Raw genomic sequence first — 22,259 nt, forward strand, 5'->3', positions numbered from 1 at the left:
GGACGTTCACCGGCGGGTGCGGCTGACGGGAATCTGTCGGACAAGTCCCTGGGTCACCGCAGGCGAGGGGGGTGATCGTACGGGGTTCACGTGGAAGGTTCGTGCGGGTTGGGAGGTGGTCCCGCGCTGGCCGTGTGCAACCTCGGAGGTTACGTGAGGAAGGTTCACGTCCGCTCCAGGACCGCCGTCACCCCCTGGCCGCCCGCCGCGCACACGGAGATCAGCCCGCGCCCCGGGGAGCCTCGTTCGGCGAGCAGCTTGGCCAGTGTCGCCACGATCCGCGCGCCGGTCGCCGCGAAGGGGTGTCCGGTCGCCAGGGAGGAGCCGGCCACGTTCAGACGGGCGCGGTCCACCGGGGGCAGGCCCCGCTTCTCCCAGGCGGCGAGCGTCGCCAGCACCTGGGACGCGAACGCCTCGTGCACTTCCAGCAGGTCGAAGTCCGCCAAGCCGAGTCCGGCCCGCTCCAGCATGCGCGGGACGGCGTACGCGGGCGCCATCAGGAGCCCGTCCTCGCCGCCCGCGACATCGCCCGCCACGAAGTCGACGGCCGCCGTCTCGTGGGCCGTGAGATACGCCAGCGGCTCCAGCCCGCGCGCCTCGGCCCATTTCTCCGACGCCAGCAGCACGACGGCGGCCCCGTCCGTCAGCGGCGTCGAATTGCCCGCCGTCATGGTCGGGTCGGGGCCGTCGAGCCCGAACACCGGCTTCAGCGTGGCCAGTTTCTCCGCCGTGGAGCCGGGGCGCAGGTTCTGGTCGCGGGCCAGCCCCCGGAACGGCACCACGAGGTCCTGGAAGAAGCCGCGTTCGTACGCCGCCGCCAGCCGCCGGTGACTGAGGGCGGCCAGCTCGTCCTGGGCCTGCCGGGTGATCCCCCAGGCCCGGGCGGTCACGGCCGCGTGCTCGCCCATGGACAGCCCGGTGCGCGGCTCGGCGTTGCGCGGGATGTCGGGGACCAGATGCGCGGGCCGGATGCGGGCCAGGGCCTTCGCCCGGCCGCTCAGCGACGTCGCCCGCCGCGCCGCCAGCAGGATCCGGCGCAGTTCGTCGTTGACGCCCAGCGGCGCGTCGCTCGCGGTGTCCGCGCCGCCCGCGACCGCCGACTCGGTCTGGCCGAGGGCGATCTTGTTGGCGGCGGCGATCACGGCCTGGAGTCCGGTCCCGCAGGCCTGCTGGACGTCGTACGCCGGGGTGCGGGCGTCCAGGGCCGAGCCGAGGACCGTCTCGCGAGCGAGGTTGAAGTCGCGGGCGTGCTTGAGGACGGCCCCGGCGACGAACTCGCCCACCGCGCCCGGCTCCTGGAGCCCGCACCGCTCGACCAGGCTGTCCAGCGCGGCGGTCAGCATCTGCTGGTTCGAGGCGGTGGCGTACGGCCCGTCGGAGCGGGCGAAGGGGACGCGGGCGCCGGCGACGACCGCCACCCGCCGGGCCACCGGCGGCTTCAAGGGGTTCATGTCGACCTGCTCCTCACCTGTGACGTAGTCTTACCTTCGGTAACCTTACTCCCGAGTAAGGAATCCGAGGAACATGCAAGGAAAGCAAGGAACAGGGACCGTTGCCGGGAGATGACATGGCCGACCGCTATCTGAGCTTCGCCGGCACCGCGCCCGGCCGTTTCCTGACCCGGCGTCTCGGTCTCCCCCGGCCCGCCCCGCTGAAGCGCTGGTCACCCGAGCACCCCACCCTCGGCGGCGACCTGCTCCACCTCACCGCGGGCCCGTCGGACCTGGACCTGGCCGCCACCGGCCTCACCCCGGCCCGCTCCGCCGAGCGCCCCGCCGCCGTCCTCCTCGACGCCACCGGCGTACGGACCGTCGACGGCCTCGCCGGCGTCCACGCGGCCCTGCACCCCGTGGTGGAGTCGGTCGCCGCGAGCGGCCGGGTGGTGGTGCTGGGCGCCCCGCTCGACCCCGCCGACCACCACCAGGCCGCCGCCCAGCAGGCCCTGGAGGGCTTCACCCGCTCGCTCGGCAAGGAGATCGGCCGGGGCAGGACCGTGAACCTGGTACGGCTGGCCGACGCGCTCGCCGCCGAGTCGACCCTGCGCTTCCTGCTCTCCCCCAGGTCGGCGTACATCAGCGGCCAGGTGATCGAGGTGGGCGTGGAGCAGGCCGGCGCCCCCGACGACTGGGACCACCCGCTGGCCGGCCGTACCGCGCTGGTCACCGGAGGCGCGCGCGGGATCGGCGCGGCGGTGGCCCGGACGCTGGCCAGGGACGGGGCGCGGGTCGTCGTCCTCGATGTACCGCAGGCCGAGGCGGCGGCCCGGCAGGTCGCCGACCGGATCGGCGGCAGCGCGCTCGCCCTCGACATCACGGCGCCGGACGCGGGCGAGCGGATCGCCGCCGCGCTGCCCGACGGTCTGGACGTCCTGGTCCACAACGCGGGCGTCACCCGTGACCGGCGGCTGGTCAACATGCCCGCCGAGCGCTGGAGTTCGGTGCTGGAGGTGAACCTGGCGAGCGTGCTGCGCACCACGGACGCGCTGCTCGCGGCGGGAACCCTCGGGCGGGGCGGCCGGATCGTGGCCACCGCCTCCATCGCCGGGCTGGCCGGCAACGCGGGCCAGACGAACTACGGCGCGAGCAAGGCCGGTGTGGCCGGCCTGGTCCGCGCTCTCGCGCCGCGCGCCCTCGCCGAGCACGGGGTGACGGTCAACGCGGTCGCGCCCGGGTTCATCGAGACGAGGATGACCGCGGCCGTCCCGCTGCTCATCCGTGAGGCGGGCCGCCGGATGAACTCCCTCGCGCAGGGCGGGCTGCCCGTCGACGTCGCCGAGACCGCCGCCTGGTTCGCCCATCCGGCCTCCGGGGCGGTCAACGGGCAGGTCGTACGGGTGTGCGGCCAGAGCCTGCTGGGGGCGTAGTGACGATCGCGCCGACCCCCACCACGCTCTCCGGCTCCCCCGCCCTCGCGCCCCTGCTCGCCCGCGGCGCCCTGCTGTCCCCGTTCAAACGGCCCCGCCCGGACGCGGACTTCCCGCGCACCCGGCTCGTCCTGCCCGGCCTGCGCGTCGACCTGGCGCGGCTGGCCGCCTACGAGCGGGTGTGCGGGTTCGCGACCGGGGAGGACGCGCTGCCGCCGACGTATCCGCACGTCCTCGGCTTCCCGCTGGCCATGCGGCTGATGAGCGGCCGGGACTTCCCGCTGCCGCTGCTCGGGCTCGTCCACACGTCGGTCGAGATCACCCGGCTGCGCCCCCTGACGGCGACCGGGACGTACGAACTCACGGTGTACGTCGACGAATTGGTGCCCCACCGGCGGGGCACCGAGGCGGCGGTGGTGACCGAGGTACGGGCCGGGGGCGAGGTGGTGTGGGAGTCGAGGAGCACATATCTGGCCCGGCACCGCACGGGCGCCGCCACGGGCGGCGCCCCCGTGGAGGACCGCGAGACCCTGCCCGCCGTCGCCCAGTGGCGGCTGGCCGGGGACATCGGGCGGCGGTACGGCGCGGCCTCCGGCGACCGCAACCCGATCCACCTGCACCCCCTCACCGCCCGCCTGTTCGGCTTCCGCCGGGCCATCGCCCACGGCATGTGGACCGTGGCCCGCTGCCTCGCCGCCCACGGCACCCCGACGGCCGTCCTGGTACGAGCCGACTTCCGCGCACCGGTGCTTCTCCCCGGATCGGTCACCTACGCCGCGACAGGCGGCCTCTTCGAACTCCGCGACGGGGCCCGCGTACACGTGACGGGGAGCGTGTATCCGCTGACGTCGTGAGGCGCGGGCGGGGCCGGGAAGCCGCGAGGCCGTGACCGGGCGTGCTACCCGGTCACCCCGTGCTCCGGGCCCGGCGGGGACCACGGGTGGCCCTGCATCAGGCTGCCCAGGCCGGCCCAGGCGAAGTTCATCAGGGTGGCCGCCGCCTGCCGGGCGGTGATGCCGGGGGTGGAGTTGGCCCAGGCGGCCAGGGACTCGGCGGCCCCGACCAGGGCCTCGGCGAGGCCGGCGACCTCCCGCTCGGGCAGGTCGGGGTCCCGGTGGGCCTCCCGGGCGGCGACGACGATCAGCTGGGTCACGAACGCGACGAGTTCCTCGCGCAGCGCGGCGACCTCGGCGGCGAAGGGCTCGCCGTGGGTGCGGGCCTGGAGGTGCAGGACCGACCAGCCCTCCGGGTTCCGCGCGGTGTGCGTGAAGAAGGCGCCCAGGCCCTCCCAGAGCTGGCGGTCGGCGGGCAGTCCGGGACGTACGCCGGCCCGGACCGCCTCGGTGAGCGCCCTCGCCTCACGGCGGATGCACGCGGTGAAGAGGTCTTCCTTCGAGTTCAGGTACAGGTACACCAACGGCTTGGACACGCCCGCGAGTTCGGCGATCTCGTCCATCGACGCGGCCATGTACCCACGCTGTCCGAAGGTCCGTACGGCGGCGTCCAGCATCTGCTGCTCACGGACCGCCCGCGGCATCCGCTTGCTCTTCACGGCACCCATGCGGCACAGGGTAGTTGGGTGCGGCGGGCAAGGGCCCGGCCCGCCGGGCGAGTGAGGCGGATCAGGCCGGGAAGCGGAGCCTAGGAAGTCTGGCCCTGGGCCGTCTGGCCCTGGGCCCGCGCCGTGTCGTCGGCCCCGTCCTCCTGGCTGCGGTTCGCCTCCAGGTTGGCCTTGACGCGTTCCACCTTCCGCACGACCTGGACCGAGGCGCGGTCGCGCTCCTTGCGCAGGACCACGAAGCTGATCGGCGCGGAGATCACCAGGGCCAGCAGGACGATCCACATGCCGTTGGAGCCGCCGACGCCGCGCGGGGCGGCACCGGAGTAGACGAGACCCCAGACGACCACGAGGCAGCCCACGAAGATCCCGAGGCGCATCAGCGTGTAGCGGAGCATCTCAATCCACTCTTCCGTTTCCGGTTCTTCCGTTTCCGGTACTTCTGATTCCGGTTCTTCTGTTTCCGGCCCGAACGGTCCCAAAGGAACACCGTCCAGTGAAGCACGCCCGCCGCCCGGTCCCGCACAGGGGGCACGGCTCGGACCGGCGGCTCAGGTCAGCGGCAGCAGCATGATGACGTCGTCCCGGTCGTCGCCCGGCGCGACCCGGATCGCGCCGGGTACCCGGCCGACCTCCTTGTAGCCGCAGGAGCCGTAGAACCGCTCCAGCCCCAGGCCGCCCCGGCAGGTGAGCCGGATCGCCTCGATGCCGTCGAGGGTGCGGGCCGCGTCCGCGGCGGCGGCCAGCAGGTCGCGGCCGTACCCCTTGCCCTGGTGCCGGGGATGGACCATCACCGTGTACAGCCACACCCAGTGCCTCATCAGCCGGTGCGTGTTGTGGGTGAGGAAGACCGCCGCGGCGACCCGCCCCGACGCGTCGTGCCCGACGAGCAGCCGGGTGCGCCCCTCGGACATCGCCACGAAGTGCTTCACCAGCTCCGGCCGGACCGTGTCCCGGGTCACCGGCGGCACGAAACCGACGGCGCCGCCCGCGTTGGAGACGTCCGTCCACAGGTCGAGGAGGCCGTCGCGGAGCGCGGGGGTCACGACCGGATCGAGGGTGAAGGTAAGGGTCATAGGGCGAGAGTAGCCATTACGCCCTGCCCGTCTCAAGTCTGCTCGGCGTCACGTGGGTCACGTAGGTCGCGTAGGCGAGTACGCCACGTACGCCCGTACGCCACGTACGCCACGACGTCACCCGAGTGTCCGCGCCGCCACCTTCAGGTCCGCGACCAGCCCCTGGTAGGCGGCCTCGCGGTCGTCCGAGCGCAGCACCGCGGACGGGTGCACGGTCGCCACCAGCCGCTCCGGGCGCCCGTGGATCTCCTCCTCCAGCACCGTCCCGCGCACCTGCGAGACCCGGAACGACGATCCCAGCAGCGCCTTCCCGGCGGTGGCGCCCAGCACCACGATCAGCTCGGGCTCCACGACGGCCAGCTCGGCGGCCAGCCACGGCCCGCACGCGGTCATCTCCCGCAGGGTCGGCGCCTTGTGGATCCGGCGCTTGCGCGGCTCGGCCCGCGTGAACTTGAAGTGCTTGACGGCGTTGGTCACGTACGCCTCGCCGGGATCGATGCCGGCTTCCGCGAGGGCACGGTCCAGCAGCTTGCCGGCCGGCCCGACGAAGGGCTCGCCCTGACGGTCCTCCTGGTCTCCGGGCTGCTCGCCCACGAGCATCACGCGGGCGCCGGTGCCGCCGGCGCCGAACACCGTCCGCGTCGCGTCCCGGTGCAGCGGGCAGCCCCGGCAGTCGGCGGCTGCCCTGCGCAGGGCGGGCAGGCCGCCGCGGTCAGGTACGAACGGCCCGGCGTCGTAGGCGTCCTCGGACGACTTCGTGACCACCATGCGGGGCGAGTACCCACGGACACGGAGGTGTCTCCCCGAGGGGCGCGGGGAACCGCGCGACCAGCTCCCGCACGCCCGCGGCCGACGGACGACGGACGACCGCGAGCCCCCTCACACCCGCATCGGCTGCGGCGACTCCCGGCGGGCCGGGTCCGGGCCGTCGTACTCGCGGATGATCTCGTAGCGGGTGTTCCGCTCGACAGGGCGGAAGCCGGCGTCGCGGATGAGGTCGAGGAGGTCCTCGCGGGTGAGCTTGTTCGGGGTGCCGTAGTTGTCGGCGTCGTGCGTGATCTTGTACTCGACGACCGAGCCGTCCATGTCGTCGGCGCCGTGCTGGAGCGCGAGCTGCGCGGTCTGCACGCCGTGCATGACCCAGAAGACCTTGACGTGCGGAACGTTGTCGAACAGCAGGCGGGAGACCGCGAAGGTCTTCAGGGCCTCCGCGCCGGTCGCCATCTGGGTGCGGGCCTGGAGCCGGTTGCGGACCTTGCCGTCCTTCACGTCCACGAAGTCGTGCTGGTAGCGCAGCGGGATGAAGACCTGGAAGCCGCCGGTCTCGTCCTGGAGTTCACGGAGCCTGAGGACGTGGTCCACGCGGTGGCGGGGCTCCTCGATGTGGCCGTAGAGCATGGTGCACGGGGTCTTGAGGCCCTTCTCGTGCGCGAGGCGGTGGATGCGCGACCAGTCCTCCCAGTGGGTGCGGTGGTCGACGATGTGCTGCCGGACCTCCCAGTCGAAGATCTCCGCGCCGCCGCCGGTCAGGGACTCCAGGCCCGCGTCGATCAGCTCGTCGAGGATCTCGGAGGCGGACAGCCCGGAGATGGTCTCGAAGTGGTGGATCTCCGTGGCCGTGAACGCCTTCAGCGAGACGTGCGGCAGGGCCTTCTTCAGCTCGCTCAGTGACCGCGGGTAGTAGCGCCACGGCAGGTTCGGGTGCAGCCCGTTGACGATGTGCAGCTCGGTGAGGCTCTCGCCCTCCATCGCCTTGGCGAGCTTGACCGCCTCCTCGATGCGCATCGTGTACGCGTCCTTCTCGCCCGGCTTGCGCTGGAAGGAGCAGTAGGCGCAGGACGCGGTGCACACGTTCGTCATGTTGAGGTGACGGTTGACGTTGAAGTGGACCACGTCACCGTTCTTGCGGGTGCGCACCTCGTGCGCGAGGCCGCCCAGCCAGGCCAGGTCGTCCGACGCGTACAGCGCGATGCCGTCCTCACGGGTCAGCCGCTCACCGGCCCGGACCTTGTCCTCCAGCTCGCGCTTGAGCCCGGCGTCCATGCGTTACCTCTTCCTGCTCGTCCTGGGACAGACTCCGTAAACCGTACGCCTAGGCCTCTTCCGGCAGCTCACCCACCCGGTTCTCCCACTTGGTGGACAGCACGATGGTGGTCCGGGTGCGGGAGACGCCCTTCGTCCCGGACAGCCGCCGGATGATCTTCTCCAGTCCGTCGACGTTGGTCGCCCGCACCTTGAGCATGAACGAGTCGTCGCCCGCGATGAACCAGCAGTCCTCGATCTCGGTGAGGTCCTTCAGCCGGGCGGCCACGTCCTCGTGGTCGGCGGCGTCGGAGAGCGAGATGCCGATCAGGGCGATGACGCCGAGGCCGAGGGAGGCGGCGTCCACGGTGGCGCGGTAGCCGGTGATGACCCCGGCCGCCTCCAGCCGGTTGATGCGGTCGGTGACGCTGGGTCCCGACAGTCCGACGAGGCGTCCCAGCTCCGCGTAGGAGGCCCGGCCGTTCTCCCTCAGGGCCTGGATGAGCTGCCTGTCCACCGCGTCCATGCGATTGAAGCCTTCCGCTGAAGAGTCTGAGGTTGTGAACGGTCTGATCTGAACGGTCTGATGTGAACGGTCTGATCTGAACGGCTGGAAGTGCTGGACCCGTTCAGGAGGTACGGGAGCCGCCGCCGAGGTCGCCCTTCCAGCGGCGGTAGAGCCGGTGCTCGACGCCCGCCGCGTCCAGGACCCGCCCCGCGACGAAGTCGACGAGGTCCTGGATGTGCGTGGCGCCCGCGTAGAACGCGGGCGAGGCCGGCACCACGCTGGCGCCCGCGTCGTCCAGGGCGACCAGCTGCCGCAGCGTCTGTCCGCCCAGCGGGGTCTCCCGCACGGCCACGACCAGCGTGCGCCGCTCCTTCAGGGTCACGCTCGCGGCCCGCTGCAGCAGGTCCTTCGACAGCCCCAGCGCGACACCGGCGACACAGGCCGTGGAGGCGGGCACGATGAGCATGCCCTTGGCGGGATACGACCCCGAGGACGGCCCGGCCGCCAGGTCCCCGGCGCTCCAGTGCCGTACGCGGTCCAGCTTCACGGAGAAGCTGCCGGGCTTGCCGTCGGCCCCCCTGGACAGCCATTCCCGCAGGTCGTCCTGCCAGTGCGCGTCCCGGAAGGAGATCCCGGTCTCGTCGAGCAGGGTGAGCCGCGAGGCCCTGCTGACGACCAGGTCGACACTCTCCCCCGCGTCCAGCAACGCACGCAGCACAGCAGCCGCGTACGGCGTACCGGACGCTCCCGACACCCCCACGATCCAAGGCGTGCGCCGCGTTTCTCCTGCGTTCACACCCCGAGCCTACCGGCGGGCGGGGAGATGCTCAGGACCGGTGGGCCAGGTTCGTCTCGATACGGCGGATTTCGGCGAGGCCGAACAGCGGCGAAGACCCCCGTGCCCGGACGGGACGCAGCGCCACCGGCGTCTCGCCGGGGCGCCGGCACGGTCACCGCGCCCCCTGCCGCGCGCCGTGCACGACCAGCACTTTCGGACCGCCACGCCCGGCAGGCGCCGACCGCCGCACCCGGCAGGCGCCGCCCGTCTCAGACCGTCAGTCCCCGCACCAGCAGATCCAGCAGCGCGCACCCGAACAGGGCGATCCCGATGAAGCCGTTGACGCTGAAGAAGGCGCGGTCGAGGCGGGACAGGTCGTGCGGCCGGACGATCGAGTGCTCGTAGACGAAGGCGCCCGCCACGATCACCAGGCCCAGCCAGAAGAAGGCGCCGGCCCCCGTCTGGACCGCGTACCAGACGAACAGTCCGGTCGTCACCGCGTGGCAGGCCCGCGCCCCCCAGACCGCCGCCGGGATGCCGAAGCGGGCCGGGACCGACATGACGCCGATCTCCCGGTCGGTCTTCACGTCCTGGCAGGCGTAGATCAGGTCGAAGCCGCCGATCCAGACGCCGACCGCGAGGCCCAGGATCACCGCGTCCCAGGACCACTCCCCGGAGATCGCCAGCCAGCCGCCGATGGGGCCCATGGCCTGGGCGATGCCGAGTATGGCCTGGGGGAAGTTCGTGAACCGCTTGCCGTACGGGTAGACCACCATCGGGATGACCGCGATGGGCGCCAGCGCCAGGCACAGCGGGTTCAGCAGGGCCGCCGCACCCAGGAAGACCACCAGCGCGATCAGCGCGCCCGTCCAGGCGTGCTTCACCGACATCGCGCCCGTCACCAGCTCGCGGTGCGCGGTGCGCGGGTTCCGGGCGTCGATCTCGCGGTCGATGATCCGGTTGACCGCCATCGCGAAGGTGCGCAGGCCCACCATGCAGACGGTGACCAGCAGCAGGCGGCCCCAGTGGATGTTCCGGTCCCACTGGAACATCGCGGTGAGCGCGGCGATGTAGGCGAAGGGCAGGGCGAAGACCGAGTGCTCGATCATCACCAGCCGCAGGAACGCCTTGGTGCGCCCGGGCTGCGGAAGGGCGGCTGACGCGCTGCTCACAGTCCGTACTCCTTCCAGCGGCGGTCGACCTTCGCCGCCGTCTGCGGGTCGGACTCCACCATGTCGGGCCAGCCGCCGTCGCGGGTGTAGCCCTCCTCGGGCCACTTCCTGGTCGCGTCGATGCCCGCCTTGCCGCCCCAGAACTGCTGGTAGGAGGCGTGGTCGAGGTGGTCGACGGGGCCCTCGACGAGGGAGAGGTCACGGGCGTAGTCCGTGTTGCCGAGCGCCCGCCACGCGACCTCGTGCAGATCGTGCACGTCGCAGTCGGCGTCGACGACCACGATCAGTTTGGTGAGCGACATCATGTGGGCGCCCCAGACCGCGTGCATCACCTTCTGCGCGTGCTTGGGGTACTTCTTGTCGATCGAGATGATCGCGCAGTTGTGGAAGCCGCCGGCCTCGGGCAGGTGGTAGTCCACGATGTCCGGGATGATGATCTTGAGGAGCGGGAGGAAGAAACGCTCCGTCGCGCGGCCCAGCGGTCCGTCCTCCGTCGGGGGGCGGCCCACGACGATCGACTGGAGCAGCGGCCGCTTCCGCATCGTCACGCAGTCGATCGTCAGCGCGGGGAAGGGCTCCTGCGGCGTGTAGAAGCCGGTGTGGTCGCCGAAGGGCCCCTCGGGCAGCATCTCGCCGGGCTCCAGCCAGCCCTCGATCACGACCTCCGCCTGCGCCGGGACCTGGAGCGGGACGGTCTTGCAGTCGACCATCTCGATCCGCTTGCCGGCGAGGAACCCGGCGAACAGGTACTCGTCGATGTCGCCGGGGAGCGGGGCCGTGGAGGCGTAGGTGACGGCGGGCGGACAGCCGAAGGCGATGGCGACCGGGAGGCGCTCGCCCCGCCGCGCGGCGACCTGGTAGTGGTTGCGGCTGTCCTTGTGGATCTGCCAGTGCATGCCGATGGTGCGCTTGTCGTGGCGCTGGAGGCGGTAGAGCCCGAGGTTGCGGATCCCGCTCTCCGGGTCCTTGGTGTGGGTGAGCCCCAGGTTGAAGAAGGAGCCGCCGTCCTTCGGCCAGGTGAACAGGGCGGGCAGCCGGTCGAGGTCGACGTCGTCGCCGTGCAGCACGACCTCCTGCACGGGCGCGTCGGCGGACTTCACCTTCTTCGGCGGTACGTGCGTCATCGCGCCGAGCTTCCCGAAGGCCTCCCGCACGCCGATGAACCCCTGCGGCAGCTCGGGGCGGAGCAGCCCGCCGATCTTCTCGGAGATCTCGGCGTACGACTTCAGGCCCAGCGCCTTCAGCAGCCGCCGGTCGGTCCCGAAGACGTTCATCGCGAGGGGCATGGCGGAGCCCTTCACGTTCTCGAAGAGGAGCGCGGGGCCGCCGGACTTCTGGACGCGGTCGACGATCTCCCCGACCTCCAGATACGGGTCCACCTCGGCCTTGACGCGCTTGAGGTCGCCCTCGCGCTCCAGGGCCCTGAGCAGGGAACGAAGATCGTCGTAAGCCATGCGGTCAAGTATCCCCGAGCCGCTACTCTGGCCAGGTACCTGGGGTCCGTGCTCGTGGCCCCGACGACCGTTCCCCTGGAAAGGCCCCCATGCTCCGGGTACTGATGTTCCTCGTGCCACTGGCACTGAGCGTCTACGCGTTCATCGACTGCATCAGCACGAAGGACGACGACGTCCGCTACATGCCCAAGCCGCTGTGGGCGATCCTCGTGCTGGTGTTCCCGCTCGCCGGATCGATCTCCTGGCTCATCGCCGGGAAGAAGCGGCACCCGGCCGGCGCGGGCGGCTCCGCCGGCTCACCGTGGAGCCGGGGCGGCGGGCAGCGGTGGGTGGCGCCCGACGACAACCCCGAGTTCCTCAAGTCCCTCAAGGACGAGGACAAGAAGGACGGCGGCGAGGACCCGAAGGACGGCTGACGGAACCGCCCCGCGTCAACGCGGCGCCCGCAGCCCCTCCGTGAACGCCGCCCAGGCGCGACGGCTGACGACCAGCACCGGACCGTCAGGGCTTTTGCTGTCGCGGACGGGGACGCTGACGGGGAAACCGGGGGCGACTTCGATGCAGTTGCCGCCGTTGGCGTCGCTGTAGCTGCTCTTGATCCAGGTCGCCACGGTGAGCTCGTGCCTGTTCATCGTGCTCGTACCTCTCCATCGCATCGCTGATCAGAGCGGCGGCCGATGCTCCCCCGCGTCAACGCGGCGCCCGCAGCCCCTCCGTGAACGCCGCCCACGCGTGACGGCTGACGACCAGCACCGGGCCGTCAGGCGTCTTGCTGTCGCGGACGGGGACGCTGACGGGGAAGCCGGGGGCTATTTCGATGCAGTCGCCGCCGTTTGTGCCGCTGTAACTGCTCTTGATCCAGGTTGCCGCGCTGAGTTGGTAGCTGCTCATCGTGCTCGTACCCCTTTATCAAGTCGCTGATCAGAGCGGCTGATTGGCGGCCGGACAGCGCGTCAGCCCTGAGCACATCATAGGTGTGGCGGTGCTTCGCAAAGAGAGTCGGATTGTCGGTGAAGTGGCCCTGATCCAGCGACTCTGAGTACACCCACTGGTGCCCGTCCGGCAGCGTGATCAGTGACATGGACGTGTTGGGTCGGTCGATGCAGGGGTCGTCGGCCGGTACCACCTGGATGCGGATGTTGGGGCGCTGTCCCGCCTCCAGCAGGTGGGTGAACTGGTCGCGCATGATCGCCGGGGTGCCCACCATGGTGCGCAGGCAGCTCTCGTCGACTACGACCACGAACAGGGGACCGTCCGGGGCGAGGAAGCGTCGCTGTCGACTCAGCCGCGCCTTGACACGCTCTGTCACTTCGTCCTGATCGACGATGTGTCGGGCGAACAGCGCCCATGCGTAATCCTGTGTCTGCAACAAGCCCGGAACCACGTTGGCTTGGTACGACAACAGTGAGACGGCCTCCGCGTCCATGCGCACTCGTCGCTCGAACCAATCCGGATGCTCCACCTGCGGGTACCAGTCGATCCGCCCCCACAAGCGCGACAACACTCCGCCTGTTCCGAGAAGTTCGTCGCACTTCTTCGCGAACGTGTCCTGCGGAACGCGCACCCCGGCCTCGACGCGTGCCACGTGCGACCGGTCGCAGGGGATCTCCTTGGCCAGCCCTTCCTGCGTGAGCGGGGCCGCCTCGCGGAAGTGCCTCAGCACCTCACCGAACACGGCGGCCGTACTCGTGCTCAGCCCCGATCCCGCGTCCGCGTTGCGCCGGCTCATGACCTCCCCCTCCGTGACAGTGCACCACTCGCACGCGCCACACGTTGATCCGGCCCATTCCCCTGCGCGACGCTCATTACACCCAGAGTGACGGAGGTTGGGCAATGGAACCGGGAACGCTCGTCTACGACCCGCAGACGCGCAAGGTGGGCGAGTACCAGGACAGGGCGGGCCCGTACGTGATGCTGCGTCCCGTCGGCGGCGGCCGGGAGTGGCAGGCGGACCCGGCGCGGATCCGGGCGGCGACCCGGGAGGAGCGGCTGAGCGCGGGCGTACGGGCGGCCAACGACCGTTCCAGGGAGGGGTTCGCGGGACCGCGCGTGCTGGAGGGCGAGGCGGACCGGCCGCCGGTCGCGGTCCCCGGTTGCGCGGCGTGCGAGGAGTTCGCCGCCCGCCGGGACGAGGCGCGGGCGGCGTTCGACGGCACCGCGGAGACGGACGCGAACGTGCTGCTGCGCCGGCACCAGCAGCGGGAGCACGGCGGGACACCGGCCGCCGGGCGGCGGATCTTCCGGTACGTGCCGTACTCGATCGTGCAGGACGCCTCGGCGCAGCCGGAGTACGAGGCGTACTGCGTCTCGGGCGACGAGGCGGACTGCGGGGCCGGTTCGGGCCCGTGCGGGACGCCGGGCGAGGTGGAGGAGTGGCAGCGCCGGCACACCCAGGAGACCCGGCACCCGCGCTACCGCCGCAGCTTCGCCGACTACGCGGTGCTGGAACGGCAGTGACGCCGGGGCGGGGCTAGCGGCCGCGCGCCTACAGGAATCCCCCCGTCCGGGACGCCCCGTTCACCGCCACCTCCCCCGGGGTGCCCTCCGCGACCACCGTGCCTCCGACGCTGCCCCCGCCGGGGCCCAGGTCGATCAGCCGGTCCGAGGCGCGCATGACGTCGAGGTTGTGCCGATGGTGACGACGCAGTGGCCCGCTCGCACGCCCGGCTGGTCCACACCCTGCGCCGCAGCCACTACCTGTTCGACCACATCAGGCCGGTGCTGGAAGGGCTGCGGCGGGAGGGCGGCAGTGAGGCGCTGCGGGCGGCGATCGTGGCGCGGGCAGAAGCCCTCACCGCCCGGACGCGGTCCATGCTCGCCTGCGCCGGCGCCCTGGACGACTACCTGAGCGGGTTCGGTTCGGTCACCGCAGCCGCGACGACGACAGGATCGACAGCAGGTGGGCCGGGACCATCACCCACGTGATGACGGCCAGCGCGCCCAGCGCCCAGCGGGTCGGCTCGATGCCGCCGGTCACCTGGTCGGCGACGGCGGCCACCAGCAGGACCAGGGACGCCTCGATGCCGTTCGTGACCCGGTGGATCTTGAAGGCGGCCGCGAGCCGCCGTACCGCCGCCACGCCCTGCGAGCGCGGCCGGGTCGACTCGTCGTCGACGACACCCAGCCCGCGCCGGGCCCGGGCCACGTCGACGAGGTCGGTGGAGGCCTTCAGCAGCACCACGCCGAGGGCGGTCGCGATCCCGACCGACAGCCAGCCGCCCACGCCCGACTCGGCGGCCCGGTAGCCGGCGCCCGCCAGCAGCGCGGCGTCCGCCAGGTAGGCGCCCAGCCGGTCGACGTATATCCCGGCCGCGCTGTTCTGCCCCTTCCAGCGGGCGACCTCGCCGTCCACGCAGTCGAAGAGGAGGAACAGCTGCATCAGGACGACGGCCAGCACGGCACCGGTCAGCCCCGGGATCATCAGCGCGGCCCCGGAGGCGACACCGCACACGACCATCGTCCAGGTCAGCTGGTCCGGGGTGACCGGCGTGCGCACCAACTGCCGGGTGAACCGCAGCGACACGCGCCGCATGTACAGCCGCCCCGCCCAGTGCTCGCCGTTACGGCTCGCCAGTTTGGCCTGCGGCTGGCAGACCTCCCGCAGCTCCTCCAGAACCGGAGCAGCAACCATGACCGTTCCTCCACACACCCGGGGCTCAACTGCCGCACGCGCGGCGGTGATCGGCACAGGTTACCTGCCTGGTTCCCGAACATTTTCCCGGGGATTCAGCCCGATGAGGCACGCCGTACGACGGGACGAGCCGCGTCACCCCGCGCCGAGCGCGTCAGGCCGTGCGGGTGGGTGGACGAGCCTCGCCGCCGCTCCCGTCCGGCCACAGGAGAATGAGGGGCATGCAGCACATCGACCAGCTCGACCCGGACCGGGCCCGCGCCTGGCTCGCCACCGCCGTCGAGGAGGCCCGCACCGGCCTCGCCGAGGGCGGCATCCCGATCGGCGCCGCCCTCTACGGCCCCGACGGCACCCTCCTCGGCCGCGGCCGCAACCGCCGCGTCCAGGACGACGACCCCTCCCTGCACGCGGAGACGGCCGCCTTCCGCGCGGCGGGACGGCAGCGGTCGTACCGCGGTACGACGATGGTGACCACCCTCTCCCCGTGCTGGTACTGCTCCGGCCTGGTCCGCCAGTTCGGCATCTCACGGGTGCTGATCGGCGAGGCGGCCACCTTCCACGGCGGCCACGACTGGCTGGCGGAACACGGCGTGCGGATCGTGCTGCTCGACGACCCCGAGTGCGCCGCGATGATGCGCGACTTCACCCAGAACAACCCGGCCCTGTGGAACGAGGACATCGGCGCCTGACCCGGGCCCGCCCCGCATCTCCGCGAGCGGTACGACACAGGCCGGTTCCCGGGACTCACGTCACGGGAACCGGCCTCGGTGCGCTGCGGGTCACACGCCCGCGTACGAGTGCTTGCCGGAGACGAAGATGTTCACGCCGTAGTAGTTGAACAGCCAGCAGCCGAACGCGATCAGGGCGAGGTAGGCGGCCTTGCGGCCCTTCCAGCCGGCCGTGGCGCGGGCGTGCAGGTAGCAGGCGTAGGCGACCCAGGTGATGAACGACCAGGTCTCCTTCGGGTCCCAGCCCCAGTAGCGGCCCCAGGCGTCGCCCGCCCAGATCGCGCCCGCGATGATCGTGAACGTCCACAGCGGGAAGACGGCCGCGTTGACGCGGTAGGCGAACTTGTCGAGCGAGGCCGAGGCGGGCAGGCGCTCCAGGACCGAGGTCGCGAAGCGGCCGGGCCGCCCGCCGTTCGCCAGCTTGTTCTCGTACGTGTCGCGGAACAGGTAGAGCAGCGTGGCGACCGCGCCGACGTAGAACACCGCGCCGCAGAAGATCGCCGTGGAGACGTGGATGTACAGCCAGTACGAGTGGAGGGCGGGAACCAGCTGGTCGCTGGCCGTGTACAAGACAGTGACGGCGAGGCCGAGGTCGAGGAGGACCGTGGTGATCAGGGGCAGGCCGAGCCAGCGGACGTTCTTCCTCAGGACGAGCAGCGCGAGGTACACACCGACGGCGACCGTGGAGAAGGTGATGTTGAACTCGTACATGTTGCCCCACGGCGCCCGCCGCACCGAGGCCGCGCGGGCGACGACCCCGGCGAACTCCACCAGGAAGGCGAGCACGGTGAGGGACACGGCGATACGGCCGTAGAGGTCGCCCTGCTCGTCCCCGCCGTGCGCCCCGGGCCCGTCCGGCACGTCACGGGCACCGGCGGCGGACCGCACGACGACCTTCGGCCGCTCCAGCACGGCGGTGGTGCCGGCCTTCTTCACGGTGACGGCCGGTGCCGTCGCCTTCTGCTCGGCGGTGAGCGCGGCGGCCGTGCGGGCGACCTTGCTGCGACTGCCGAAGAGCCATTCCGCGATGTAGGCGAAAAAGGCCAGGGTGTAGACGGCCATCGCGGAGTAGATCAGCGTGTTGCTGAGCTGCGCGAGGCTTTCGTTGGTTGCGGCGGCGAGATTCACTTCTTCTCAGCCCCTTCGGCAGGTACGGCTTCGGAGTCGGGGGTGGGGGTGCGGGTGGGCGTGGGAGTGGGAGTGGCGTCGGAGGAGTCTTCCGGGTCGGGCGCGCCCGGTGCCCGCTCGTACAGGATCCCGGCGAGGTCGCCGAGTTCCTCGGGCACCTTGGCGGACTCGCTGCGGCCGAGGCCCGCCATCTCGACGACGGTGACGCCGTCGGCGCCCCTGACCGCCCGCACCCACACACGGCGGCGCTGGATGAACAGGGAGGCGGCGAGGCCGAAGATGGCGACGACGGCTCCGCCGAGCGCCCAGCCGGCGGCGGGCTGGCGGGTGACCTGGAAGTTCGCCCACTCCTTGATCTCCTTCTCGAAGGTGACCGAGCCGGCGCCGTTCGGGAGTTGCATGGTCTCGCCGGGCTTGAGGTTCTCCCGCAGCGCCTTGCCCTTGGAGTCCTTGAACGCCTTCAGGTTGCCCTTGTCGAGCTGATACACGCTCTGCGGGATGCCCGCGTCGACACCGAGGTCGCCGTGGAAGGCCTCCAGGTTCAGCACCGGGTTCAGCAGCGCCGGGAACTGGGAGACCACCGCGGTGCCGTCCCCGCCGTACGCCGGCAGGAAGAACGCCTGGAAGCCGAGCTGTTCCTTCTCGCCCCGGGCGTCGCGGTAGCCGTCCATGACCTTGACCGCGCCGGAGGAGGTGACGTTGGAGTCCAGCGGCAGAAGGGGAACGGCCTGGCTGTAGACGACGTCGCCCTTGCCGTCGCGGACGGTGATGACGGGCGCGTAGCCGTGGGCGGTGAGGTAGACCTTGGAGTCGCCGACCCGCAGCGGCTCGTTGACCTTGATGGTGGTCCTGCGGTCCTTGCCGTAGGCGCCGACGCTGTAGTCGACGGTCGCCTGGTAGGTGCGCGGGGTGCCCCGGTTCGGGCCGCTGGGCTCGTAGGTGCCCGTGAAGTCGTCCAGGGTGAAGCTGAACGGATCCAGGTCGTCCTGCGTGAAGAGGGTGCCGGACTTGAAGTCGTCGTACTGGGTGAGGGTGTTGGAGAAGCCGTCGCCCTCCACGATCAGCTTGTTGCCCTCGGACTTGAACAACTGGCCCCAGGCGAAGGCGACCAGCATCACGATCAGCGCGATGTGGAAGGCCAGGTTGCCGAACTCCCGCAGATAGCCCTTCTCCGCGGTGACGGCGTCCCCCGCGACATGGGCCCGGAAGCGGCGCTTGCGCAACAGCACGAGCGCGGCCTCACGGATCTCGTCGGGGCCGGTCTCGGTGCGCCAGCTGGTGTAGGCGGGCAGCCGGGTCAGCCGCCGGGGCGCGCCCGGCGGGCGTCCGCGCAGCTGGCCCACGAACTGCCAGGTGCGGGGCACGATGCAGCCGATGAGGGAGACGAACAGCAGGATGTAGATCGCCGAGAACCACACCGAGCTGTAGACGTGGAAGAGGCCGAGCTTGTCGTAGACGTCAGCGAGGGTGGGGTTCGCGTCGCGGAAGTCGGCGACCTTCGTCTCGTCGGTCCCGCTCTGCGGGATCAGCGAGCCGGGGATCGCGCCGAGCGACAGCAGCAGCAGGAGCAGCAGCGCGACCCGCATGGAGGTGAGCTGGCGCCAGAACCAGCGGGCCCAGCCGACGACGCCGAGGGCGGGCAGGTGGGGGGCGTCCTCCTGGGGGGCGGTGGACAACTGGGATCCGGCCGCGCCCAGGTCCTGGTCCTCGGTGGCGTCCGGGGTCTTGTCGGTTGTGGTCTTGCTCATCGATCAGATCCCCACAGTGAAGCCGTTGGACCAGGTCTGCATCTCGGAGACGATGTGGTCCCACGCGCCGGTGAGCAGCAGCACACCGGTCACGATCATCATGGTCCCGCCCAGGCGCATCACCCAGACATAGTGGCGCTTGACCCAGCCGAAGGCGCCCAGCGCCTTGCGGAAGGCGACCGCGGCGAGCACGAACGGTATGCCCAGACCCAGGCAGTACGCGACCGTCAGTATGGCCCCCCGGCCGGCGCTGGCCTGGTTGGCGGAGAGCGCCACCACGGAGGCGAGGGTCGGGCCGATGCAGGGCGTCCAGCCGATCCCGAACAGGGCGCCCAGCACGGGGGCGCCGACGAGTCCGGCGACCGGCCGCTTGTGGAAGCGGAACTCGCGCTGGGTGAGCCAGGGCATCATGCCCATGAAGAAGACGCCCATGAGGATCATGAGCGCGCCGAGCACCTTGGTGAGGACGCCCTTCTCTTCCTGCAACGTCGCGCCGAAGTACCCGAACAGGGCCCCGCCGGAGACGAACACGGCGGTGAAACCGAGCACGAACAGCGAGGCGCCGGCGACCATCCGCCCCCGGCGGGCTTCCGCCAGGTCGGTGCCGGTGACGCCGGTGACGTAGGAGAGGTAGCCGGGGACCAGGGGCAGGACGCAGGGCGAGAAGAAGGAGACGAGTCCGCCGAGCAGGGCGATGGGCAGGGCCACGATCAGGGCTCCGCTGAGCACGGTCTCGTTGCGGCCCGTCGCCTCGGCGAGGGTGACGAGTGCGCTCACGTCACGTCTCCGCGAGGACGGGCTTCATCATGCCGAGCAGGTCCTCCTCGCTCAGGGCCTGCAGCGCCCGTGCCGCGATCCTGCCGTCCTTGTCGATCACCAGGGTGGTGGGAATCAGCTGCGGGTTGAGCGTGCCCTTCTTGAAGCGGAGCATCAGCTTGCCCGTCGGGTCGTACAGGCTGGGGTAGGTGATGCCGAAGTCCTTCTCGAAGGCGACCGCGACGCCGGTGGTGGCGTCCCGGGTGTTGAGGCCGACGAACTGCACGCCCTTGCCCTGGTACTCCTTGGACACCTTGGAGAAGTACTTGGCCTCCGCGCGGCACGGACTGCACCACGAGCCCCAGATGTTCAGGACGACGACCTGGCCCTTGAAGTCGGCGACGTCGAGCTGCTTCCCGGTGATCGTCTCGCCGGACAGATCGGGTGCCGGGGTCCGCTCGCCCTTGGCGACGGTGTCGATGCCGTTGTTGCCGGTGATGAAGTTGGTGTCGCCGCCTCCGCCGGACGTACCACCGGCACCGCACGCGGACAGGGTCAGCGCGGCGGCCGCGGCCGTGGCGGTGACGAGGATGGCACGGCGAGGGGTGCGACTAGGGCTGGCGGCACTCATGTGAAAAGTTTCGCATGCCCGTTCTGGGGATCTTGCGCACCCCCCTTGCGGGTGGATACCCGCATTTCAGGCGGCCTGTCCGGAGCCCGTCGAGGCGGTCGAGGCCGTCGAGCCAGTTGAAGCGGTGGAGTGCGCGTCCTTCAGGAACTCCTGCCAGCCGCCGGAGGGCCGCTGTCCGACGTCGAGCGTGCGGAGCCTGGCGAGCACCTCGGGCCGCTGCACGTCCATCCAGTCCACGAACTGCCGGAACGAGACCAGGCGTACGTCCTCGCCCTTCTCCTTCTCGCGCGCGATGTGGCGGAACGCCTCCTCGACGGCGTCCATGTAGATGCCGCCGTTCCACTGCTCGAAGTGGTTCCCGATGAAGAACGGGGCGCGGTTTGTCTCGTATGCCCGCTTGAAGCCCGATATGTAGGCCTGGGCAGACTGCTCGCGCCAGGCCGGGTGGTGGTGGGCGGGCGCGTTGGTGGAGTTGATCGACTGGTTCGCGAGCATGTTGTAGTCCATCGACAGGACCTCGAAGCCGCGGCCGGGGAAAGGTATCGCCTGAAGCGGCAGGTCCCACAGGCCCGCCCGCTTCCGCGGCCAGACCTGACGTCCGCCGGGCGAGGAGGCGTCGTAACGCCAGCCGAGCTCGCGGGCGGTGGGCAGCAGGTTGTCCTGGCCGAGCAGACAGGGCGTGCGTCCGCCGACCAGTTCCTTGTCGTAGTCGAAGGGCAGCGCGGGCAGGTCGGTCCACCCGGAGTTGGTGCGCCACTCCTTGACGAAGGACGTGGCCTGGTCGATCTCGCTGCGCCACTGCTGGGGCGTCCAGTTGCCGACCGTGCCGTTCCCGGAGCAGAAGTGGCCGTTGAAGTGGGTGCCGATCTCGTGGCCCTCCAGCCAGGCACGCCGGACGTTCTTCAGGGTCTCCCTGATGTGGTCGTCGGTGAGGTAGCCGATGTCGGAGGCGCCGCGCGGGTTGTTCGGCGGGTGGTAGAGCCGCTTCTTCGACTCGGGCAGGAGATAGATCCCGGAGAGGAAGAAGGTCATGCTCGCGCCGTGCTCCTTGGCGAGGTCCAGGAAGCGCGGGAAGAGGCCGTTGCCGACCTCGCCCGCGCCGTCCCAGGAGAAGACGACGAACTGCGGCGGCTTCTGGCCCGGCCGCAACGGCTCGGGCCTGCCGGGCTGGCGGGGCTGCCGGCCGGTGAAGGCGGTGGACCCGTCGCCGAGGGGGCGGGCGGTGGGCTTCGGGCTGCCGGTCGGGTTCTTCCCGGAACCCCCGGCACGGCTGGACCCGTCCGACACGTTGAGCGAGCCGCAGCCCGCCAGTCCGACGGCCGCCGCGGCTCCGGCGCCGAGTCCGAGTGCTCCCCTGCGGGTGTGAGTGCGCATGGCATCCCCGTTCGTCACGTGCTCTGCTGGTCACCCGGTCAGAGGACGTGACGAACGGGGAGGTTCCTCCGGTATTTACGGATTCCGTAACAGAGGTGACAGAGGCTCCCCGGAACGGGCTGACGCTCCGCGGGCGCCGGGCCCGCCGGACCTACGCCCCGAAGGCCTTGCCCTTCCCCTTCACCGGCCTGGCACCGGCGCGGAGGTGGACGGGGACGAGGTCACGGGCCGGCTCGCTGTAACCGACCGAGACGATCTTGTCGCCCTGGTACGTGAACGTCGTCAGGGAGGCGAGCGTGCACTGCCGCTTGCGCGGGTCGTGCCACAGCCGCCGCTTCTCCACGTACGACCGCACGGTCCAGATCGGCAGCTGGTGACTGACGAGCACGGCCTCGTGCCCCCGCGCCCGGTCCTTCGCCGCGTCCAGCGCGCCCATCATGCGCACGACCTGATCGACGTACGGCTCGCCCCACGACGGCCGCATCGGGTTGACCAGGTGCTTCCAGTTCTCCGGCCGCCGCAGCGCCCCGTCGCCGACCCCGAACGTCTTGCCCTGGAAGACGTTCTCGGCCTCGATCAGCCGCTCGTCGGTGGCGAGGTCCAGCCCGTGCGCCTTGGCGATCGGCGTGGCCGTCTCCTGGGCCCGCTCCAGCGGGGAGGCGCAGACGTACGCGATGTCACGGGGGGCGAGGTGCTCGGCGACCCGGTCGGCCATCTGCCGGCCCAGCTCGGAGAGGTGGTAGCCCGCGAGACGGCCGTAGAGGACGCCGTCGGGGTTGGCGACCTCGCCGTGCCGCATCAGGTGGACGACGGTGATGTCGGGGTGCTCGGA

At 71.2% G+C, this 22,259-nt stretch carries 26 protein-coding genes and 1 pseudogene; 6 read left to right on the forward strand and 21 right to left on the reverse strand.

What is annotated here, in order from left to right; translation table 11 throughout:
* Positions 1–164 precede the first annotated feature (164 nt).
* Positions 165–1,451, reverse strand: a complete 1,287-nt coding sequence (locus ACWD0J_RS10790; RefSeq protein ID WP_451495425.1) for an acetyl-CoA C-acetyltransferase — start codon at positions 1,449–1,451, stop codon at positions 165–167.
* 116 nt (positions 1,452–1,567) lie between these two features.
* Here ACWD0J_RS10790 and ACWD0J_RS10795 point away from each other — a divergent pair, with 116 nt between their 5' ends.
* Together ACWD0J_RS10795 and ACWD0J_RS10800 are read left to right on the forward strand one after the other, a co-directional pair.
* The gene (locus tag ACWD0J_RS10795; protein WP_451495426.1) at positions 1,568–2,863 is read left to right on the forward strand and encodes a 3-oxoacyl-ACP reductase; all 1,296 of its coding nucleotides are present in this window, start codon (positions 1,568–1,570) and stop codon (positions 2,861–2,863) included.
* Complete coding sequence (locus tag ACWD0J_RS10800) at positions 2,863–3,717, forward strand: MaoC family dehydratase (RefSeq protein ID WP_451495427.1); 855 nt, start codon at positions 2,863–2,865, stop codon at positions 3,715–3,717. The genes ACWD0J_RS10795 and ACWD0J_RS10800 overlap by 1 nt, the downstream gene beginning before the upstream one ends.
* Before the next feature lie 44 nt (positions 3,718–3,761).
* Here ACWD0J_RS10800 and ACWD0J_RS10805 read toward each other — a convergent pair whose 3' ends face one another.
* From ACWD0J_RS10805 to ACWD0J_RS10845, 9 genes are all read right to left on the reverse strand, one after another.
* Positions 3,762–4,424 carry a TetR/AcrR family transcriptional regulator gene (locus ACWD0J_RS10805; RefSeq protein ID WP_451495428.1) on the reverse strand — a complete coding sequence of 221 codons (663 nt, stop codon included), beginning with the start codon at positions 4,422–4,424 and terminating at the stop codon, positions 3,762–3,764.
* Positions 4,425–4,504: 80 nt separating this feature from the next.
* The gene (locus tag ACWD0J_RS10810) at positions 4,505–4,819 is read right to left on the reverse strand and encodes a DUF4229 domain-containing protein (RefSeq protein ID WP_451495429.1); all 315 of its coding nucleotides are present in this window, start codon (positions 4,817–4,819) and stop codon (positions 4,505–4,507) included.
* A gap of 153 nt (positions 4,820–4,972) precedes the next feature.
* Complete coding sequence (locus ACWD0J_RS10815; protein ID WP_451495430.1) at positions 4,973–5,497, reverse strand: N-acetyltransferase family protein; 525 nt, start codon at positions 5,495–5,497, stop codon at positions 4,973–4,975.
* 117 nt (positions 5,498–5,614) lie between these two features.
* Positions 5,615–6,265: a UdgX family uracil-DNA binding protein gene (locus tag ACWD0J_RS10820; protein WP_451495431.1), complete on the reverse strand. Its 651-nt coding sequence runs from the start codon at positions 6,263–6,265 to the stop codon at positions 5,615–5,617.
* Between the two features lie 111 nt (positions 6,266–6,376).
* Positions 6,377–7,540, reverse strand: coding sequence for an aminofutalosine synthase MqnE (mqnE, locus tag ACWD0J_RS10825; protein WP_451495432.1), 1,164 nt, complete (start codon positions 7,538–7,540; stop codon positions 6,377–6,379).
* A 49-nt stretch (positions 7,541–7,589) separates the two neighbouring features.
* Positions 7,590–8,045: an Lrp/AsnC family transcriptional regulator gene (locus tag ACWD0J_RS10830; RefSeq protein ID WP_451495433.1), complete on the reverse strand. Its 456-nt coding sequence runs from the start codon at positions 8,043–8,045 to the stop codon at positions 7,590–7,592.
* A gap of 103 nt (positions 8,046–8,148) precedes the next feature.
* A complete protein-coding gene (locus ACWD0J_RS10835) occupies positions 8,149–8,823 on the reverse strand; it encodes a UbiX family flavin prenyltransferase (RefSeq protein ID WP_451495434.1) in 675 nt (224 codons plus the stop codon).
* Between the two features lie 251 nt (positions 8,824–9,074).
* On the reverse strand, positions 9,075–9,977 hold the full coding sequence (mqnP, locus tag ACWD0J_RS10840) for a menaquinone biosynthesis prenyltransferase MqnP (RefSeq protein ID WP_451495435.1): 903 nt from the start codon (positions 9,975–9,977) through the stop codon (positions 9,075–9,077).
* A complete protein-coding gene (locus ACWD0J_RS10845) occupies positions 9,974–11,431 on the reverse strand; it encodes a menaquinone biosynthesis decarboxylase (protein WP_451495436.1) in 1,458 nt (485 codons plus the stop codon). Before ACWD0J_RS10845 ends, mqnP begins: the two co-directional genes overlap by 4 nt.
* Positions 11,432–11,520: 89 nt before the next feature.
* Here ACWD0J_RS10845 and ACWD0J_RS10850 point away from each other — a divergent pair, with 89 nt between their 5' ends.
* Positions 11,521–11,847 (forward strand): PLD nuclease N-terminal domain-containing protein, encoded by a 327-nt coding sequence (locus ACWD0J_RS10850; RefSeq protein ID WP_451495437.1) that lies wholly within the window; start codon positions 11,521–11,523, stop codon positions 11,845–11,847.
* 15 nt (positions 11,848–11,862) lie between these two features.
* On the opposite strand, the gene ACWD0J_RS10855 is transcribed toward ACWD0J_RS10850, so the two are convergent.
* From ACWD0J_RS10855 to ACWD0J_RS10865, 3 genes are read right to left on the reverse strand one after another with little or no spacing between them, the layout of a single operon-like run.
* Positions 11,863–12,063: a DUF397 domain-containing protein gene (locus ACWD0J_RS10855; protein WP_451495438.1), complete on the reverse strand. Its 201-nt coding sequence runs from the start codon at positions 12,061–12,063 to the stop codon at positions 11,863–11,865.
* A gap of 58 nt (positions 12,064–12,121) precedes the next feature.
* Positions 12,122–12,250, reverse strand: coding sequence for a DUF397 domain-containing protein (locus ACWD0J_RS10860; protein WP_451495466.1), 129 nt, complete (start codon positions 12,248–12,250; stop codon positions 12,122–12,124).
* Entirely contained in the window at positions 12,192–13,160 is a 969-nt protein-coding gene (locus tag ACWD0J_RS10865; RefSeq protein WP_451495439.1) for a helix-turn-helix domain-containing protein, read from the reverse strand. The genes ACWD0J_RS10860 and ACWD0J_RS10865 overlap by 59 nt, the downstream gene beginning before the upstream one ends.
* Before the next feature lie 104 nt (positions 13,161–13,264).
* Here ACWD0J_RS10865 and ACWD0J_RS10870 point away from each other — a divergent pair, with 104 nt between their 5' ends.
* Entirely contained in the window at positions 13,265–13,888 is a 624-nt protein-coding gene (locus tag ACWD0J_RS10870; RefSeq protein ID WP_451495440.1) for a DUF7848 domain-containing protein, read from the forward strand.
* Positions 13,889–13,916: 28 nt separating this feature from the next.
* On the opposite strand, the gene ACWD0J_RS10875 is transcribed toward ACWD0J_RS10870, so the two are convergent.
* Positions 13,917–14,045, reverse strand: a complete 129-nt coding sequence (locus tag ACWD0J_RS10875) for a hypothetical protein (protein ID WP_451495441.1) — start codon at positions 14,043–14,045, stop codon at positions 13,917–13,919.
* 47 nt (positions 14,046–14,092) lie between these two features.
* Between ACWD0J_RS10875 and ACWD0J_RS10880 the strand changes: the two are divergent.
* Positions 14,093–14,356, forward strand: a pseudogene (locus ACWD0J_RS10880) (MerR family transcriptional regulator); the annotation flags it as partial.
* Here ACWD0J_RS10880 and ACWD0J_RS10885 read toward each other — a convergent pair.
* Positions 14,295–15,062: a CDP-alcohol phosphatidyltransferase family protein gene (locus ACWD0J_RS10885; RefSeq protein WP_286063928.1), complete on the reverse strand. Its 768-nt coding sequence runs from the start codon at positions 15,060–15,062 to the stop codon at positions 14,295–14,297. The pseudogene ACWD0J_RS10880 and the gene ACWD0J_RS10885 overlap by 62 nt on opposite strands.
* Positions 15,063–15,283: 221 nt before the next feature.
* Here ACWD0J_RS10885 and ACWD0J_RS10890 point away from each other — a divergent pair, with 221 nt between their 5' ends.
* Complete coding sequence (locus ACWD0J_RS10890; RefSeq protein WP_451495442.1) at positions 15,284–15,751, forward strand: nucleoside deaminase; 468 nt, start codon at positions 15,284–15,286, stop codon at positions 15,749–15,751.
* 90 nt (positions 15,752–15,841) lie between these two features.
* Here the strand turns inward: ACWD0J_RS10890 and ccsB are convergent, their stop codons facing one another.
* The 6 genes from ccsB to ACWD0J_RS10920 form a co-directional block, all read right to left on the reverse strand.
* Positions 15,842–16,918: a c-type cytochrome biogenesis protein CcsB gene (gene ccsB / locus ACWD0J_RS10895; RefSeq protein ID WP_451495443.1), complete on the reverse strand. Its 1,077-nt coding sequence runs from the start codon at positions 16,916–16,918 to the stop codon at positions 15,842–15,844.
* A complete protein-coding gene (gene resB, locus ACWD0J_RS10900) occupies positions 16,915–18,666 on the reverse strand; it encodes a cytochrome c biogenesis protein ResB (protein WP_451495444.1) in 1,752 nt (583 codons plus the stop codon). Before resB ends, ccsB begins: the two co-directional genes overlap by 4 nt.
* A gap of 3 nt (positions 18,667–18,669) precedes the next feature.
* Positions 18,670–19,443, reverse strand: a complete 774-nt coding sequence (locus tag ACWD0J_RS10905; RefSeq protein WP_451495445.1) for a cytochrome c biogenesis CcdA family protein — start codon at positions 19,441–19,443, stop codon at positions 18,670–18,672.
* 1 nt (position 19,444) lies between these two features.
* Positions 19,445–20,053: a TlpA family protein disulfide reductase gene (locus ACWD0J_RS10910; RefSeq protein ID WP_451495446.1), complete on the reverse strand. Its 609-nt coding sequence runs from the start codon at positions 20,051–20,053 to the stop codon at positions 19,445–19,447.
* Between the two features lie 66 nt (positions 20,054–20,119).
* Positions 20,120–21,427, reverse strand: coding sequence for a hypothetical protein (locus ACWD0J_RS10915; RefSeq protein ID WP_451495447.1), 1,308 nt, complete (start codon positions 21,425–21,427; stop codon positions 20,120–20,122).
* Positions 21,428–21,578: 151 nt separating this feature from the next.
* A complete protein-coding gene (locus tag ACWD0J_RS10920) occupies positions 21,579–22,226 on the reverse strand; it encodes a histidine phosphatase family protein (RefSeq protein WP_451495467.1) in 648 nt (215 codons plus the stop codon).
* Between the last annotated feature and the right edge of the window lie 33 nt (positions 22,227–22,259).

It is taken from the genome of Streptomyces sp. NPDC003011 (assembly GCF_053591515.1).